The 17756-nt window shown below is 48.1% G+C and carries 12 protein-coding genes; 1 reads left to right on the forward strand and 11 read right to left on the reverse strand.

The genetic code is table 11. The annotated features are described in order from the left end of the window. Positions 1-404 precede the first annotated feature (404 nt). The 11 genes from BM099_RS07910 to BM099_RS07960 all read right to left on the reverse strand — a co-directional run bounded on the left by BM099_RS07910 (position 405) and on the right by BM099_RS07960 (position 16248). A complete protein-coding gene (locus BM099_RS07910) occupies positions 405-2777 on the reverse strand; it encodes an MFS transporter (RefSeq protein ID WP_090726479.1) in 2373 nt (790 codons plus the stop codon). Positions 2778-2808: 31 nt separating this feature from the next. Beyond that, positions 2809-3060 carry a hypothetical protein gene (locus BM099_RS07915; protein WP_090726481.1) on the reverse strand — a complete coding sequence of 84 codons (252 nt, stop codon included), beginning with the start codon at positions 3058-3060 and terminating at the stop codon, positions 2809-2811. A gap of 139 nt (positions 3061-3199) precedes the next feature. Beyond that, positions 3200-4789: a BCCT family transporter gene (locus BM099_RS07920; RefSeq protein WP_090726483.1), complete on the reverse strand. Its 1590-nt coding sequence runs from the start codon at positions 4787-4789 to the stop codon at positions 3200-3202. Positions 4790-5101: 312 nt separating this feature from the next. Beyond that, positions 5102-5953, reverse strand: coding sequence for an electron transfer flavoprotein subunit beta (gene etfB, locus BM099_RS07925; protein ID WP_090726484.1), 852 nt, complete (start codon positions 5951-5953; stop codon positions 5102-5104). Continuing rightward, positions 5943-7277 carry an electron transfer flavoprotein subunit alpha gene (gene etfA, locus BM099_RS07930; RefSeq protein WP_090726485.1) on the reverse strand — a complete coding sequence of 445 codons (1335 nt, stop codon included), beginning with the start codon at positions 7275-7277 and terminating at the stop codon, positions 5943-5945. The genes etfB and etfA overlap by 11 nt, the downstream gene beginning before the upstream one ends. Continuing rightward, positions 7277-9199 carry a (Fe-S)-binding protein gene (locus tag BM099_RS07935; RefSeq protein ID WP_090726487.1) on the reverse strand — a complete coding sequence of 641 codons (1923 nt, stop codon included), beginning with the start codon at positions 9197-9199 and terminating at the stop codon, positions 7277-7279. Before BM099_RS07935 ends, etfA begins: the two co-directional genes overlap by 1 nt. A 275-nt stretch (positions 9200-9474) precedes the next feature. Beyond that, the gene (gene dgcA, locus BM099_RS07940; RefSeq protein ID WP_090726489.1) at positions 9475-11550 is read right to left on the reverse strand and encodes a dimethylglycine demethylation protein DgcA; all 2076 of its coding nucleotides are present in this window, start codon (positions 11548-11550) and stop codon (positions 9475-9477) included. Positions 11551-11633: 83 nt separating this feature from the next. Beyond that, on the reverse strand, positions 11634-12164 hold the full coding sequence (locus BM099_RS07945) for a 4-vinyl reductase (RefSeq protein ID WP_090726491.1): 531 nt from the start codon (positions 12162-12164) through the stop codon (positions 11634-11636). Positions 12165-12296: 132 nt separating this feature from the next. Next, a complete protein-coding gene (locus BM099_RS07950; RefSeq protein ID WP_090726493.1) occupies positions 12297-13274 on the reverse strand; it encodes a dipeptidase in 978 nt (325 codons plus the stop codon). 302 nt (positions 13275-13576) lie between these two features. After that, complete coding sequence (gene gbdR, locus BM099_RS07955) at positions 13577-14806, reverse strand: choline metabolism transcriptional regulator GbdR (RefSeq protein ID WP_090726495.1); 1230 nt, start codon at positions 14804-14806, stop codon at positions 13577-13579. A gap of 62 nt (positions 14807-14868) precedes the next feature. Then, entirely contained in the window at positions 14869-16248 is a 1380-nt protein-coding gene (locus BM099_RS07960; protein ID WP_090726497.1) for an L-serine ammonia-lyase, read from the reverse strand. Positions 16249-16692: 444 nt separating this feature from the next. Here BM099_RS07960 and BM099_RS07965 point away from each other — a divergent pair, with 444 nt between their 5' ends. Continuing rightward, complete coding sequence (locus tag BM099_RS07965) at positions 16693-17730, forward strand: GlxA family transcriptional regulator (RefSeq protein ID WP_090726500.1); 1038 nt, start codon at positions 16693-16695, stop codon at positions 17728-17730. The last annotated feature ends 26 nt before the right edge of the window (positions 17731-17756 follow it).

A 17756-nucleotide genomic window follows, 5' to 3' on the forward strand; every position in this document is an offset into this window, starting at 1 on the left:
GAAATACACACGATCAGATTGGATCGTAATAGTGTACTGGTCAAGTCCAACCGTACACTTTTAAAAGAGAGTTTTCATAACGGTATTGCAAACAAAGACGTCCCCGTTACAGAATTTACCGGAAACTTCTCTTCAATTCCTTTTATTGCGCCGCCACCATTTGGTAGAGAAATAGCAGGAATTAGATTATTACTTGGTAATCCTCCCGCAGGAAAACTGATCAGGCGAATATCAGTTTTCAACTTTTATAGATAAGATCAGCACTGTCCAGCGAGCACTACCTAGCTAAATACACGCGCTTATACTTTCTTAGCTAAACACCCCTGCAAAAATAAGTATGCATGCTTTACAGTACTGCGCGCGATGCACCGGCGTAACCTCTTTATCTTTAAAAAAGGTCAATCTCACGGTTTTTCAGCAGGTTTATGGTCTACCGCGTTAATCCATTCTCCTTCTGTGGATTCATCACCCTGACTAATCGCATTAACAACCTCAGAGGCTGATTCCGGGAGTGCTTCTACTACCGCAACGGCCACATTCATAGCATTTTCTGGTGACACCTCTGATAAACGCTGTACCAGCTCTACCGCATCTTCATATTCCAGCGTTTTACCATCGTGCTCTTCATCAAGCTCAATGTCAGCTGTATGTGTATCGTCAGATTTATGCTCATAAATGCTGCTAACTACCTCAGAAGCCACTTCAGCGGCACTACCCGGCACAGCTTCTACCACCGCCACCGCCATATCCAGGGCTTGCTCTGGGGCCGCTTCTGCTAGCCTTGCCACCAATTCAACTGTGTGGTTGTAATCATCTGCTGACTCTTGTGCCCACTCTTGACTGCGCACCTCTTTGCGGGCTTGATACTCTACTCCTGTCAGGCTCCGTTCTGGTGTATCCGATTTTTCTGCAGCGCTGGCTTCTTCATCAGTTTCACCTATATTACTGGCCAGATATTCTTCGGCCACCAGCACAGCAGATTCTGGTATCGCGTCAACCATCGTCACAGCAACATCCAATGCCTGCTCCGGTGCGGCCTGCCACAACTCAGCAGCAATACTGGCAGCGTCTTCTTCACTCGTGTCATTTTCCCGGTCTGCCGGACGAACGGCTTCATGCTCTTCTGCCAATACCTGCGCATAATATTCTGCAACTTCCGCTACCGATTCAGGCGCATATTTAACAGCCACTCGCGCCATCTCTATACGATGATCGGGTAAAGCGCGACCAATTTCTGCCGCGACAGAAACCACTTGCTCTGGATACCACTCAGCTAATTTAGAGACTAATTCATAGGCCAGTTCAGGATGCACGGTAACCACGGCACGGGTAACAGCGAGTATTTGATCGGGTACCGCTTCTTTCATCACTTCGTATAAACGCAGCACGTTTATACCAGGAACTGTCGCCACAGCAGCAGCCACCTCAACGCCGAGCATCGGATTTGCCATCGCTATGGCACGCGCCATTTTAACAGCAGTGGCGGGATCGGTTTCTGCAATGGTTGCTGCTGTTTCTGCTTCTGAACTCAATGCATGCTGATGTTCGACATATTCAGTACGCGGATCAAGTTCAACGGACGCTGTAATAGAAGCACCTTGCATGACAAAGTGCTCCTGTTCATCTACCGGTAGTGCATCACGCACAGCCATGCGATACATAACAAAGCCGCCGAGCAGCAGTTGGATAAATGCCACAAAATAAAAGAGCGACGCATTGCCAAATTTATCCATAGCGATGGAAGCCGTATAGGGGCCAAGGATACCGCCAATCGAGAAGGCCAGAATCATGCTTCCCATAGCCGCAACCATCTGGTTTTGGCGTAACTTGTCAAACGCTTCAGAGATACTCAAAGGATAGGTACAAGCGATAATGCCGCTGGTGATCGCAGTGCCTAAGAATACCGCCCAGAATATCTCCTGAGAGGCGAGTACCGGCACGGCAAAGTCAGCCACTGCCGAGATAAACAGTAGAACCGCTAATACTGAACGACGGTCAAATTTATCCGAGAGATAACCAACAGGAAACTGCAGTAAAAAAGCCCCTAAAATCGCCGTCCCCATATAGAGCGATAACTGAAAAGTAACGATGCCGTAATCTTTCGCGAACACCGGCAACAAGTTAAAAATGGCGGAATAGATCACACCGGAAGCTAAACAGCTAACGACCCCAAGCGGAGAAATTTTATACAATGCAAACAGTGACATTGAGCCAACTTCTGAAATCACTGGACCATTATTGCGACTTAACACCATTGGAATCACCGCAGCACAGAGGAGTATGCCACCAAAAACGAACAGCGCTGAGCCTTCCGGGCTCGCAAAATTCATAAAAAACTGACCAAAAAACAAACCACTTAAAACAACTGCGTTATAAGTCGCTAACACTTTACCGCGTGTTTCTTTTGTCGAACTGTCACTCAACCAGCTTTCCATGGCAGTAAACGCGCAGGCATTACAAAAGCCCAATACAATTCGCATTGCCCCCCACAAAAGCGGGTCTGAATAAAGACTACAAATCAGAATACTCACTGCTCCTAATGCAACACATCCGGCAAACACACGAATATGCGCCGCCCGTCTAATCAGGTTTTTACTATAGATAGCACCCAGTAGCATGCCCACAAAATAGAGCGACAATACCGTACCAATAGTGTTCGTATTGACACCATCTAAGCCCATTCTTACGGGCAATAGGACATTGATCAGGCCATTTCCTAAAAATAGAATAAAGCAACTGATAAAGAGGGAAATAAGTGGTACTAAGGTTGTTCGCACGCGTAAATGCTCTCTAATACACTAAAAAAAGCTATCTGCTATTGTGTAATAAAAGCATATTCAACGCTGCTTTCACTTCGGGTAACAATAGAGATTCTTTCTGTTTAAGTTCATTGATAATCTGATTCAGTTTAGCGGCCGCATCAGGATTAGCGTTAATACAGCGCCAGTCTATAGCCGCCTGCGCACATTGCTCTGATGTCCAATCGCTTTCAACACAAATTCCAATCGATTCTAGTAATCTACAAAAATCTTCCTGATCTACCAGGTCAGCGATCATCATAAAATTGTCTCCTCTGGCAGACCTATCTGGCTTATCACTGATCTGCTGTATGACTAAAAAAACACCTCGTAATACATAAAAAGCCGGCAAAAATGCCGGCTTTATTATCAGGTGTGTGACCTTACCAATTACGGGCTAATTAGTACACTTCACTTTTCAAACCTTTATACAAACTCACACACATAAACAGCAGTATCAGCGTAAACGGTAAGCCCACTGTAATGGCGCCAGCCTGCAATGCAGTGAGTGCTTCAGCACCACCGCCGTATAGCAACACCGCCGCAATCAAGCCCTGTAGTACTGCCCAAAAGACACGCTGTGGCACAGGAGAATCAACCTTACCACCGGCGGTAATAGTATCTATTACCAGCGAACCGGAGTCCGATGAAGTGATAAAGAAGACCAGCACGAGAACAATTGCCAAGAGTGAAGATATTTCAGACAATGGCAGATTTTCCAACATCTGGAACATCGCCAGCGAAACATCACCGACACCTTTTGTTAACTCCCCTACATTGTTCTGAATCTGATCTAACGCACTGCCACCAAAAGCAGCCATCCATACAGCAGATACCAATGTCGGGATAAGCAGTACTGCCGTCAGGAATTCACGCACCGTCCGGCCTTTTGAGATACGCGCAATAAACATTCCTACAAATGGCGACCAGGAGATCCACCAAGCCCAGTAAAACACTGTCCAGCCGTGGTACCAGGTTTCATCTTCGCGCCCTACCCAATTACTCAGTGGAATAATGTTTTCTGCATAGCTGCTTAAAATACCGAAGAAATTACCCAGAAATCCGCTAACAGATCCCGCAACAATGACGAAAAACAACAGACATGCTGCAACCATCATATTGATATTACTGAGAATTTTAACGCCTCCGTCAAGGCCACGCATAACCGAAAATATCGCTATTGCAGATACCAGCACAATGATAATTATCTGCGTAGTAATATTATTCTCTACACCAAACAGAAAGCTTAAGCCCCCAGCTGCCTGGGACGCACCTAAGCCAAGGGATGTAGCCAGACCAAAGATAGTAGCCAGTACCGCTACAATATCAATCACATGACCAATCGGTCCCCATACTCGTTCGCCTAAAAGCGGATAGAATGCAGAACGAATCGTCAAAGGCAAACCTTTGTTATATGCAAAGAACGCTAATGCCAGCGCCACTACACCGTAGATTGCCCATGGATGAAGCCCCCAATGGAACATGGTTGCTCCCATCGCTACGGACGCACCTTCTGGCGTATTCGGTGCTGCATTCAATGGAGTACCGTACCAGTTGGTATAATAAGCGACCGGTTCTGCAACACTCCAGAACATCAGTCCTATCCCCATCCCCGCTGCAAACAGCATGGAGAACCAGGACATCCGGTTAAAATCAGGTGTTGCCGTTTTTCCACCCAGCCTGATTTTGCCGACCGGCAATACAATCAAGGCCAGACAAAATAATACAAAGACATTTCCGCCAATCATAAACAGCCAGTCAAAAGTTTCAATTGACCAGGTACGCGCCCCAACCAACATCTCCTTTGCATTAGCCGGGAAGGCTAAGGCGAGAACAATGAATAACAAAATGATAAATGCACTGGTACCAAATACCGGATTATGGATATCCATACCCATAACTTTTACATTATCTTGTCCCGCCTTGTAATCAGAGGTGTATGCCGCACCTGTCTCCACGTAGGCCGTCGCACTTCGTGCAATTTCGTTCATAGTACTACTCCGCTTTTTTTATTATGTATCATTCAGTGATGACTTTTATTTGAGTTGAGTTGAGCTGAGTTGAGTTGAGTTGAGTTGAGTCCACCGATATCTTACGAAGAGTTATGCTGCGCAGTGTTGCCATTTGCGACAGATCTCATCATTGAGTTGACGTTTTCGATAAAAAAATAAAGGCGTGATACAGACGCTAAAATTTGCATCAGATAAAGGCATTAACAACAGATAAAGGGAATAGGAACAGAAAAAGAGATTAGCGACCTGTAAATGGTCGCTAATAGAAAAGAAGGCATTATAAACGCCTCTTTAACGCAACACGCCCTCTTCCAGTAACAGATCAAAGATAGCCTGTGCCTGTTCAGCAGCAGATTGTTCTTTCATCACTTTGCCTCCCGCTCCCTGGGGCTTAGCCGTGGCGGCTTTCAAGCGAGCGGCGCCTGTTTTTGCTTTAACGACTTTCAAGCGTTTTGGCCGCTTTCGCGCCGGCAACTCACTCCACGCATTACGCACCCCATCCACATCACTCTGCGATACCTTCTGATCCATGAGCGCTCTGCTAGCAGGGCCAAACGCGCTCTGACGTGGTGCTGGTGCAGCATTATCCACACTGGCAATAAACGGCAGGCGTACCGCCAAAGCCCGCCGCTGGCCTCGCGGTAATGCTTGCAGTATTTCGGCAACGCCATTCTTAATCGATACGATATTGGCAATACGCGGCACTACCGGCCACCCCAGTGCTTCACCCAATAGATAAGGCACCATGCCAGAAGACTCACCACTTTCTGCATGTACACCCGTCAAAATAATGTCCGGTGCATGTTTATAAAGGTATTCGCTCAACGGGTTTATCGCATCAGCACTGTCACGCATTTGCAGCACCCGCACCGCCCCCAAACCCATGCCTGCATAGCTACGCAGTGCCGCTTGCTGGGCCTCTAGCTGGGAGTCTCCGGCATGTATAACGGTTAAGTTTTGCTTATCGCCGGTGGCTTCCGCCAGCACCATACCCAACTCAACAGCCCGGCCATCCTGCTCGGCCCGGCGGGCACGCCCGGAAGTCGGGTGTTTACCGATCGAAATCAACGAGACTATTTTCAGGTCCAGTTCCGTTAAGTCCAGGCCTTTGTCATCCAATGCTGTACTCGAATCAGGCTGCATTTTCAGCTTCCTCATTTGTGTCTTTTTTTACGCCGGTTTTTTCACTAATTTTGACGTTATTCTGACCTTGATGTGATTGCTGGCGAAACACCTTGACCAGCTTCAGTAACTCCTGCAGCACCGCCTCACTGTCACCGATCAGACTCAGATCAGCACGTTTCACCATATCGCAGCCAGCGTCCGTATTGATCGTGATGACTTTCTCGCATTGACCTATACCCTGCATATGCTGAATCGCACCGGAGATACCTACCGCCAGATAGACACGTGCCGTCACCCAGGTACCGGAAGCGCCGACTTGACGAAAACGTGGCATATATCCATCATCAACCACCACTCGGCTTGCTCCTTCAGTGGCACCCAATGCTTGCGCCGCCGTATGGAACTGGTCCCAATTTTTAATACCGTTGCCTGCCGATAAGATAAACTCTGCTTCTGCCAGTGGGATCGCATTCGGATCGACCGACACCTGCCCCTTATCTTCTAACAGCAACGAGATAATTGGGGTTGATTTCAACACCACAGGAAGTACTTCATGGCGACTCTCATCAATAGGATTGGCGCACTCTTGCGATAACATCAGCAAGCGTGGGGTTGCCCGTGTTATATCGGTTGAACCACCCGCACCACGGCAAATCGTGGTATCCGTATTTACTTGCCAGACATGCACGGCAGGGCGTATACCCAGACGCGCCGCCAGGCGTGAGCCCAGATCAGAACCGCCATGTACACTGTCAGGAAACAACCAGTATTGCGGTGCAAAACGTGCTTCAACCTGCAGCAGTGCAGCCATCTGTTGCTCGGGGCAGTAGCCCTGATATTCGACACTATCGAGCAACAACAAACGGTCTACCCCTGCCTTATCAAAGTTCTCTTCTTTACATACACCAAAGGCGACCAGCATTACTGCACCTTTTGCACCGATATCGGCCTCAATGGCTCGCGCGAGTTGATGCGCCTGCCCCAACACATCTTTATCATGCGCCGTTAATCGACCACCCACCATATCCGGCACAACAACCAGAGTGAAAGCAGCTTCCGCCACCTGATGCAAAGGTAACAGCGTCACCTGAGTGTTGGTTGTACCGCGACGGCTATTAGTCGCGATCGCATTACCCTTAAGCCGGTCAATTCGCTTGATACCGTTAGGGCCGATAAAACCAAGCGTGTGCGGATTCTTACGTAACAGCCCCGAAGGCCCACGTATCTCTGCCACCTGCCCACCGCTACTAGCAGTCGTATGCAACGGATGTAAGCGGTTACGCGCAATCCTTTCTGCACGCGGATCACGACGAAGCACGTCTGAATAATGAGTATCTGACATTAGTGTCGCTCCTGAACTAATGGCTCAACAAGAGACTCAACCAGAATTTCAGCGATATCTTTCACCTGCGGACGAGGTTCAACGACCCCTTCAAGCATCGCTGTGCATTGCTGACACCCTACCGCTATCAGCTCAGCTCCCGTTGTTTGTACATCGTCCATGCGCATATCGGCAATACGACGTTCTCCCGGAATATCCGTAATCGGCGCACCGCCACCGCCACCACAACATCGTGAACGAAAACCAGAGCGTTCCATCTCAGCAATTTTAATGCCCAGTGAACGCAGTAATTCGCGTGGCGCTTCGTATTCGCCGTTATAACGTCCCAGATAACAAGGGTCGTGGTAGGTTACCGTGCCGCCCTTATAGCTATTCAATTTAAGCTTGCCTGCCTGCACCAACTCATTCAGATAAGTGGTGTGATGCAAGACCTCAATCGTATCGAATAAGCCGTCAGCAAAATCTGCATACTCATTTCGCAGACAGTGATAAGCGTGAGGGTCGGTCGTGACGATACGTTTGAATTTATACTGCCTCAGCGTTGCAATATTTCGCTTTGCCAAACTTTGGAAGGTCGCATCATCACCTAAACGGCGGGCGACATCACCACTGTCCAGCTCTTCATCACCTAATACGGCAAAATCTACATTAGCCGCTTTTAGCAACTTAACAAAGGCGCGCAAAATGCGCTGGCTACGCATATCAAAGGCGCCATCGGATACCCAGAAAACCACATCGGTTTCTTTTACATCACTTAGTAAAGGTAAATTCTGGTCAGCCGCCCAGTTCATGCGGCTGGTTGGTGCATGACCATTAGGATTATCGGTGGCAATCAGGTTATCCAGAACTTCAGCACCTTTATTCGGAGTGCTGCCCTTTTCCATTGTCAGAAAACGACGCATATCGACAATCGCATCAACATGTTCGATCATCATCGGACACTCTTCCACGCACGCACGACACGTAGTGCAAGACCACAGTGTTTCTGGATCAATCAACCCTTCTGTCATCGTCAGCAGTGGGCCACCATTCGCCTGGCCCACATCTTTACCCGGATAAGGACTACCCGCGTATTGAGCATCACTGCCACCGGCCATGCCCACCACCATATCCTGAATTAACTTTTTAGGATTTAACGGCTGCCCGGCAGCAAAAGCAGGACACACGGCCTCACACTTGCCACACTGTACACAGGCATCAAAGCCTAATAACTGATTCCATTTAAAATCTTCAGGCTTTTGTACACCCAGTACTCGCTGATCCAGAGCCACGGGCTTCAGTCCGGTGGAGCGCCCGCCACCAAAACGCTCAGGGCGACGATGAAATGCCAGATGCAGAGCGCCGGCAAAGGCGTGCTTCATCGGCCCACCCCACGTCATACCCAGCAGCATTTCAGACAATCCCATCGCAATAAAAATGCTCAGAACAATCGTCAGAAGCGCCCCCCCGGCACCCTCAGGTAAAACACCCGCAACGGGCAGCGTAAGAATAAAAAAAGCGCCTGAAAATGCCAGTAAGCTTTTTGGCAAACGCATCCACGGGCCTTTCGATAGGCGACTCGGCGGATTCAGTCGACGCTTAAAAACAAACACAGCACCGACAAACATCAACGCCAGCGAAGCCAGCAATGCCCAGCCAAGTACCTGATTATTAATACCCAGCAGGTGTACCAGAATAATCATCAGCAGCGACAACACAAAACCACCACCGGTAGCCGCATGTGTTTTCGACATATATTTGTCACGTTCGACAATATCGTGCAGATCATGCAGATAACGACCCGGCATCGCTATTAAGCCAGCGACAAAATCCACTGATTCAGGCTGACCAGCCCGCCACAGGTTAACTCGGCGTACTGCACCCACGACGGCGAGCAGCAACGCTGTCGCGATAAGTAAGGGGTTTAACCACTCAAAAGCCATAATTCACCCTCATCAGGCAGGTGGATGGGCAGTGAAATCTGCCCTGTTATTATTAGCTTCAACCAGGAGGCTGACCAAGAACAGACTGATCTACTGCGAAATCCGCATTTCGGCCAGGTTTCCCACTCATTTTTGGCAAATAGAACCACTATTATTCGCAAATGACCGGAAAATATGACTCAAAATGAGCATCTCTCGCTACGATCGCTATTCTCGGTCAACCTCCTGGGAAACTATCCATTTCATTAGTGCAATATCAAGTGCAATAGCTCTGATCAGAGGTCCTTGCAGAGACGTAACGCATCATAAATCGCCGCATGTACATTACGTTGTGAAACACAGTCGCCCAGTCGCCACAAGATCATATTGCCCTGTCTCTCTTCAGCTGAGAGGGCTAACACAGGCTGAGACGTGGCAGCAAACAACGCCTCGTTATCTAACTGTCCCTTATTGCAAGATTCCTGCTTGAGTGCGTAATACAGCTCTTCGTTAGGACGGGTGCCGTTTTCAACGACAACCTGATCAACCACCCGCTCCTCTTTCTGGCCGGTATATTCGTTCTCTAGTACAACAACCAGGTTGTCACCTTCGCGATAAACGTTCATCAGCAGCATGTCGGAGGTCATGATCACCTCTTTTTCATACAAATTACGGTAGTAAGTCGGGAAGGTTGTACCACCGATGCCAACACCCGGCTTGATATCATCAGTCACCAGCTCGACTAACGAGCCTTTTGATGCCAGATAGTCTGCTGCCGACATACCGGAGAATTCACAAATGGTGTCGTAGATCAGTACATTTTTACCAGGCTCCACTTTTCCCATAAGAATATCCCAGCTGGAAACACACAGGCCTTCAGCTGCGCCCCATGCCGCTTCCTGATCAATAAACGGACGACCTCCTGTCGCCAGAATACAGACATCGGGTTTAAGCTCATGAATCAGATCCGTATCGGCACTTGTGCCTAACCGAACATCAACACCCAGACGTTCCACTTCCATTGCCAGCCAGCGGGTGATACCTGCCATCTGGTCACGCTGCGGCGCTTTAGCCGCAATCACAATCTGGCCACCCAGCTCTTCTTCTTTTTCAATAAGCGTCACATCATGCCCACGCTCTGCGGCTACACGTGCGGCTTCCAGACCGCCCGGGCCACCCCCGACCACCACGACTTTGCGCTTAATACCAGTTGTTTTTTCAATAACGTGCGGCATTCCCATATGTTCACGAGAGGTTGCAGCGTTCTGAATACAGAGTACATCTAACCCCATATATTGACGGTCAATACAATAGTTAGCGCCGACACACTGACGAATCTGATCAACCTGATCATTCTTTATTTTGGCAATGATATGCGGATCGGCAATGTGCGCCCGTGTCATACCCACAAAATCAACATAACCGGCTTCCAGGATACGTTTCGCCTGATTGGGATCTTTGATGTTCTGCGCATGAATAACCGGTACATTCACTACTTCTTTGATACCGGCCGCCAGATGCAGGAATGGCTCGGGGGGATAGCTCATATTCGGAATAACGTTTGCCAGCGTATTGTGCGTATCGCAACCCGAACCCACCACGCCGAAGAAATCCAGTAAACCGGTATCGTTATAGTACTTAGCGATTTGTTTAAGGTCTTCGTGGCTGAGGCCGTCCGGATGAAATTCATCGCCACACATACGCATACCGACGACAAAGTCACGACCAACTTCTGCACGTACCGCTTTAAGTACTTCGATACCAAAGCGCATACGGTTTTCCAGACTACCGCCCCATTGGTCAGTACGCTTATTGACCCGCGGCGACCAAAACTGATCGATCATATGCTGATGTACTGCAGACAGTTCTACGCCGTCTAAGCCGCCCTCTTTGGCACGACGCGCGGCCTGGGCAAAATCACCAATAATACGCCAGATGTCCTCCTCTTCTATCGTCTTACAGGTAGCACGGTGAACGGGCTCACGAATACCAGAAGGAGACATCAAATTAGGCCAGTCACCACCATCCCAACGCGAACGACGTCCCATATGGGTAATCTGAATCATGATTTTTCCGCCGTGCTTGTGCACCGCGTCAGCCAAGTTCTGAAAATGAGGAATAATACGATCTGTCGATAAGTTAACTGAGCTCCACCAACTCTGCGGGCTGTCGATAGATACCACACTGGAACCACCACAGATTGACAGGCCGCAACCACCCTTGGCTTTTTCTTCGTAGTACTTTACATAGCGTTCAGTCGTCATACCGCCGTCGGTTGCATAAACCTCAGCGTGAGCGGTACTGACGATACGATTACGGATAGTCAGCTTATTAATTTTAAGCGGTTCAAACAGGATATCAAACTGGGACATGATCGGACCCCACCTTTAGATTATTAACCAGTTATCCAATGCTGTTATATCAGCCCGATAAGCGGTTTCGATTTTATGGTTGGTTATAATGGAGTGACTTCAAAGTAGCCGACATCACAGCCATCTTCTGCGGCGCACTGAGTCTGTACCGCTTTAGTGCGTACGGCATAGCCGAGGCTTTCGGCGATCTGATCCATCGCCCCGGCAAACCAGCCCGTGAACATGTAATCAACCTTGCGATTAACTTTGCCGTACTGATAAACGAAGGCAGAGTTTTCCAGGCGAACTGTGGCAGTACCCTTTTCAAGATCCAGTTCTTCAGTAATAAAGAAACCCCAACCGCGTTGAGATAGGCGTTTCATGTAATGCTCGAATACATCCGCACCTGATATACCGTGTTCAGCCGCTTCTTTCTCACACCAGTAATGTGCCGACTTATACCCTGCTTTATAAAGAATATCTGCGTACTTTCCGGCACCAATCTCTTCTTCAATCCCCATGTGATTGTTAACGAAGAAGTGGCGCGGCACATACAACATTGGCAGCGCATCGGTGGTCCATACTCCGGTTTCATCATCGACTAGGATCGGCATTTCTGGTGCATGTACACTCATTCTTTCTAACCTCAAAAATTCTTTTGTTTTAATTATTTTTTATCAAGACACATCGCCAATTTCGGCAACGCCACTCTCATAAACATCACTTTCATAAACAATACTTTCATCAACGTCACTCGGTATTTGAAATCAGGCGCCCCAGACATCTTTAAGCAGCGTCACCCAGTTTTCGCCCATAATCTTGCGCACTTGTGTTTCAGAAAAACCACGACGCAGCAATGCTTCAGTCAGGTTAGGGAACTCGCCAACCGTGCGAATGCCTTCAGGGTTGATAATCTTGCCAAAGCGCGTCAAACGGCGCGCATAGCCTTTATCGTGAGTCAGGTATTCGAAGAAGTTCTGATCCTGACCCTGGGTAAAGTCGGTACCGATACCGATGCTATCTTCACCCACGATGTTGTAGATATACTCAATCGCTTCAACATAATCTTCGATGGTCGAATCAATACCGTTTTTCAGGAAAGGCGCGAACATAGTGACACCGACAAATCCACCGTGATCTGCTATAAACTTCAGCTCGGCGTCCGACTTGTTACGCGGATGATCTTTTAAACCACTGGGCAGACAGTGTGAATACGCCACCCGCTGTTTAGATTCGAGGATAACTTCTTCAGACGTTTTAGCACCCACGTGAGACAAGTCACACAACACGCCCACGCGATTCATTTCAGCAACAATTTCACGACCGAAGCCGGATAAACCGCCATCGCGCTCGTAACAGCCCGTGCCAACTAAATTCTGGGTGTTGTAACACATCTGCACAATTCCAACGCCCAGGTCCTTGAATATCTGCACATAGCCAATTTGGTCTTCAAACGCATTAGCGTTCTGAAATCCCATCATGACGCCGGTTTTACCTTCCTGCTTAGCACGCTTAATATCTGCAGTGGTATGTACTTTGATGAGCAGATCACTGCTGGCTTCAATAAGCTGATTCATCTCGACTACATTGTTTACCGTATTCTGAAAATTTTCCCAGAAAGAGACCGTACAGTTGGCGGCAGTCAGCCCACCTTTTGACATGTCTTCAAAAAGCTCCCGATTCCATTTCGCGCAGATCAGGCCATCAATAATGATGGCATCCCGGTGCAGTTCAGCGGCGTTCATTGTTATTATCCTTTCTATCACGGGTTGGTCGCGTATTTCGCAACCCCCTGATTAATAATCACTCCAACGAAAAATGGGTCAGAGCGAGAGGAGGTTAAAGAACTTACTCTCCCCAACGTTCAGGCCAGTGTAAAATTTAGTGAGGATCGTCAAGACGCTGGAAGCGACTCTCTTGATACCAAAAGCGTCACATCCGCTATGTCGGGGATAGATAAAAGGCAATTGCTGCTGCACCAGGGCCGAATACGCGACTCTGCTACATCAAAGAGTGGAAGGATATAATTTGAAGCGAAATGGAGCCGTTATTTCTTAATTCGCACACTGCCAAAAGTAGACTCTGAACGGGCTTCCAGCAACGCATCATTAGCGATTGAGTCGCGCTTTTTGGCCTTCGATGCTTGCTTGAGGGGTTCTTTCTGTATTCCCTGATCAGGCTGAGCCGACACGTTTTGTATCATCGACTGCTTTTCATTGAGCTTATCGCCAGCCTCCCCGGATATGACAGGCAGGGATATTCCACTTTGCACCTTTTGCTGCGCGCTTTTACGCTTATTACCAGAGCGCTCTTCACTGGGAGGTACACCCATCTGTTCCCGATAACACTTGCTGAAATGCGGCGTAGAGACAAAGCCACACGCCGTCGATATTTCAATAATAGGTAGGTCACTTTGCTTTAGTAACTGGCGTGCACGCAGCAAACGTAATTTCAAATAATACTTAGAGGGTGGACATTGCAGGTATTTTATAAATAAGCGCTCTAACTGGCGTCGTGAAAGACCTGCATAATGTGCCAGTTCATCCATATCAATCAGCTCTTCTATGTTAGCCGCCATCAAACCGACAACTTCGGCCAATTTAGGCTGCATAGCCGCCGAAACATACTGCAGTGGCACTTTTTGCTGGTCTGTTTCACTGCGAATACGATCACAGATAAACATTTCTGAAATTGCAGTAGACAGTAACGCACTATGCTCCTGCTTGATCAGATGCAACATCATATCAAGCGGTGCGTTGCCTCCCGTGGACGTCATACGATCCCGATCAAAGCTAAAAAGACGGTTAGAGCAACAGACTCTGGGAAAAGCTTCCTGTAGTCCTGCTATATATTCCCAGTGCGTACTGCAATCATAACCGTCGAGCAAGCCCGCCTCAGCCAGCACATAAGCGCCGGTGCAAATTGCACCTAAGGTGCAGCCTTTGCGGGCCTGGGACTTGAGCCAGGTAAGCTGAGTTTTGCTGTAAGCACGCGTAACATTAAGCCCCCCGGCGACAATAACGATATCCAGCAAGGCTGCATTTTGCATACTGGAATCAGGGGTTATCTTAATGCCGTCGCTGGCGCTCACCGCCCCGCCATCTTCCGTGAGGGTAACCCACTCATAAAGGGGTTCCCCGCTCAGTTGGTTCGCCATGCGCAAAGGCTCAACAGCCGACGCTAACGATATCATCGTAAAATTATTGAGTAGTAAAAACCCAATTTTTTTAGTTATGAATTCGCTATCACCCTGATTATCACTACTCGAATTATTCATCAACAAATCCAAGCTACAGCGTTAATATGACATTTATCATATCTCGCCAGATTTTTAACAAATCAGCACTCAATCGCATTGACGGCTAACCCACCGCGTGAAGTTTCCTTGTACTTATCCTGCATATCACGGCCGGTATCGCGCATCGTTCGAATCACTTTATCCAATGAGATAAAGTGTTCTCCATCACCGCGTAAGGCCATTTGTGTGGCATTAATTGCTTTCATGGCACCAATCGCATTTCGCTCGATACACGGGACTTGTACCAAGCCTCCCACAGGATCGCAGGTCAATCCCAGATTGTGCTCCAAACCTATTTCAGCGGCATTCTCTACTTGTTCAGGAGTCCCCCCTAATATTTCACACAGGCCTGCTGCGGCCATAGCACAGGCCGAACCAACTTCTCCCTGGCAACCCACTTCGGCGCCGGAAATAGAGGCATTTTTCTTACACAAGGCGCCGATAGCGGCAGCCGCCAGCATAAAATCAACCACCGCATCTTCGCTGGGGTCTTCTGTGAACTCCATGTAATACATCAATACTGCCGGAATAATGCCCGCGGCACCATTGGTTGGAGCGGTCACCATACGGCCACCCGCTGCATTCTCCTCATTCACTGCCAGCGCATAGAGGTTTATCCAATCCATAGCGCTTAAAGTGCTACTTATTACGTTAGGCTGTGTCCCGCGCTGTAACGATTTATGCCAGCTCGCCGCACGACGTCTGACATTTAAACCGCCAGGCAAAACACCCTCGTTGACTAAACCACTGTGGACACAATCCTGCATGGCCTGCCAGATGACTTTTAACCCGGCACGTGTTTCAGCTTCAGTTCGCCAAACTTTTTCATTTTCCATCATCAACTGGCTGATGCTCAGCTTGTTCTGTTTACATAGCGCCAGTAGTTGTACTGCATTATTGAACTCATAGGGCAGCGCAACTTGCGGGACTAAATGCGCATCGGCGGTTGCATCGCTTTCATCAATAACAAAACCACCCCCGACCGAATAGTAAGTGTTTGCATAGAGCAGCGTGCCATCCACCGCTGTCGCAAGCAGTCGCATAGCATTAGGATGATAAGGAAGATTCTCTTCAAGCAGTCTCATATCTCTGGACCAGATAAATTCCACATCATACTGACCCAGCAGGCTTAATCTGTTGGTCTGCTGAAGCGTCGCGACAACAGGGTCGATAATCTTAGGGTCAATAGTAGCGGGACGCTCTCCCATCAATCCAACAATGACCGACTTATCGGTGCCATGACCTATACCCGTTGCGCTGAGTGAGCCGAACAGATCGACACGGATATTATGCACCTTCTCAGCCATACCATGCTGTTGAAGATGATGTGCAAATTCAGCAGCGGCTAGCATCGGGCCAACGGTATGAGAGCTGGAAGGACCTATTCCAATTTTAAAAAGATCAAAAACACTGATAGACATGATGCCTCCGCACAATGTGCGTAATTATTATTCTGATAGACAAGAGATTATATTCTCACTAAAAAATGCCATATGCCAATTTACGACCTGTAGTTTTCTTTGAGCGTTAAAAGAATCATGAAATCAGGTTTTTTATATAGATGGCACTTCGGCTTTACTCAGGCGGGTTATCGTCGCCTGAGTAAAATCATTGTAAACTCGCCATGATATTTTCGTTGGCGAACATTATGCGTGTGAATAAGATGTTAAGTGCTTAGGATAATTGTATCTAATGATGAATATACACAACCGCACAGGCGCAAGCCCCGCTGAAAACCTAAAGAAATAGAAGCTGACAGGGATCAGAATTACCGCCCGGTAACATTATCATCGAGTGGTTAACTTAATCGTATGTTCCTTAGTAACCATGAGTAAAAGAAAAAGCATAACGAATAGGTATGATTTATGACCGGCCATAAAGAGAAACGCAACTTTAGCGCAAAAATGCGAGATGCTAACAGTGCTTTTTTACCTGCGGGCAGCACTCAATCTGAACCCACGCATGTCGGTTTCATTCTGCAAAAGCATTTCTCTATGATGGCTTTCACGGCGGCAGTTGACGCTTTAGTCACAGCCAACCTGGTCAATACCAGCCCACTCTTTAGCTATGAAACACTTGCTGTAGATAGCTCGCCTGTTATCAGTGATCTGGGTATAGAAATTTCTGCCGACTCCATCATTAATGATGCAAGCTCACACAAAAACCTCCCTAAAATACTTATCATTTGTGGCGGCTTTCGTTGTTCAACTGACGCACACCCGGCCCTTAGCATGCTGCTTAAAGAGGCGGCCAAACAAGGCGTTATCATGGGTGGGATATGGAATGGTGCGATCCCGTTAGCTCACGCAGGTCTGCTAGACAATCTAAGCTGTGCCGTCCATCCAGATAACCACGCATTTATGCGCGAGCGGTTTCCTCACGTAACCACCTCCAATCAAGTGTTTGTTCGCGACAACAACCGTCTCAGTTGTGCAGGCCCGGTTAGCGCTTTAGAGATGATGCTTTACCTGATTGGGCAAATACACGGAAAAGCTATCATCAGAGCCATTCGGGAGATTCTAAGCTGCGATCAGATATCAGAAAGCAGTGACATACGTCTCAACCAAGTGATTGACGACCCCTGCCTACCCGAAAAACTGCGTGATCTGATGTCACTCATGGCCGCAAATATTGAAGAACCTATCAGTGCCGATGAATTAAGTGGGCTTGTTGGTATTTCAAGACGTCAAACCGAGCGCTTATTTCAGCATCATCTGGAAACATCACCTAGCCGCTATTATTTGGAGCTTAGAATTACGCATGCTCGCCGTTTGCTGTTACAAACGAATGACTCAATTACCAACATTGCTCTGGCGAGTGGTTTTGTCAGTACCAGCCACTTCAGTAATTGTTACAAAGACTATTTTGGCGTCTCCCCCACGCTTGCCCGCGAAAACCGGTGAGCATTGAAGGCCGCGCAAAATAAAAA

This window comes from Neptunomonas qingdaonensis (assembly GCF_900113275.1).
Classification (GTDB): Bacteria; Pseudomonadota; Gammaproteobacteria; order Pseudomonadales; family Balneatricaceae; genus Neptunomonas; species Neptunomonas qingdaonensis.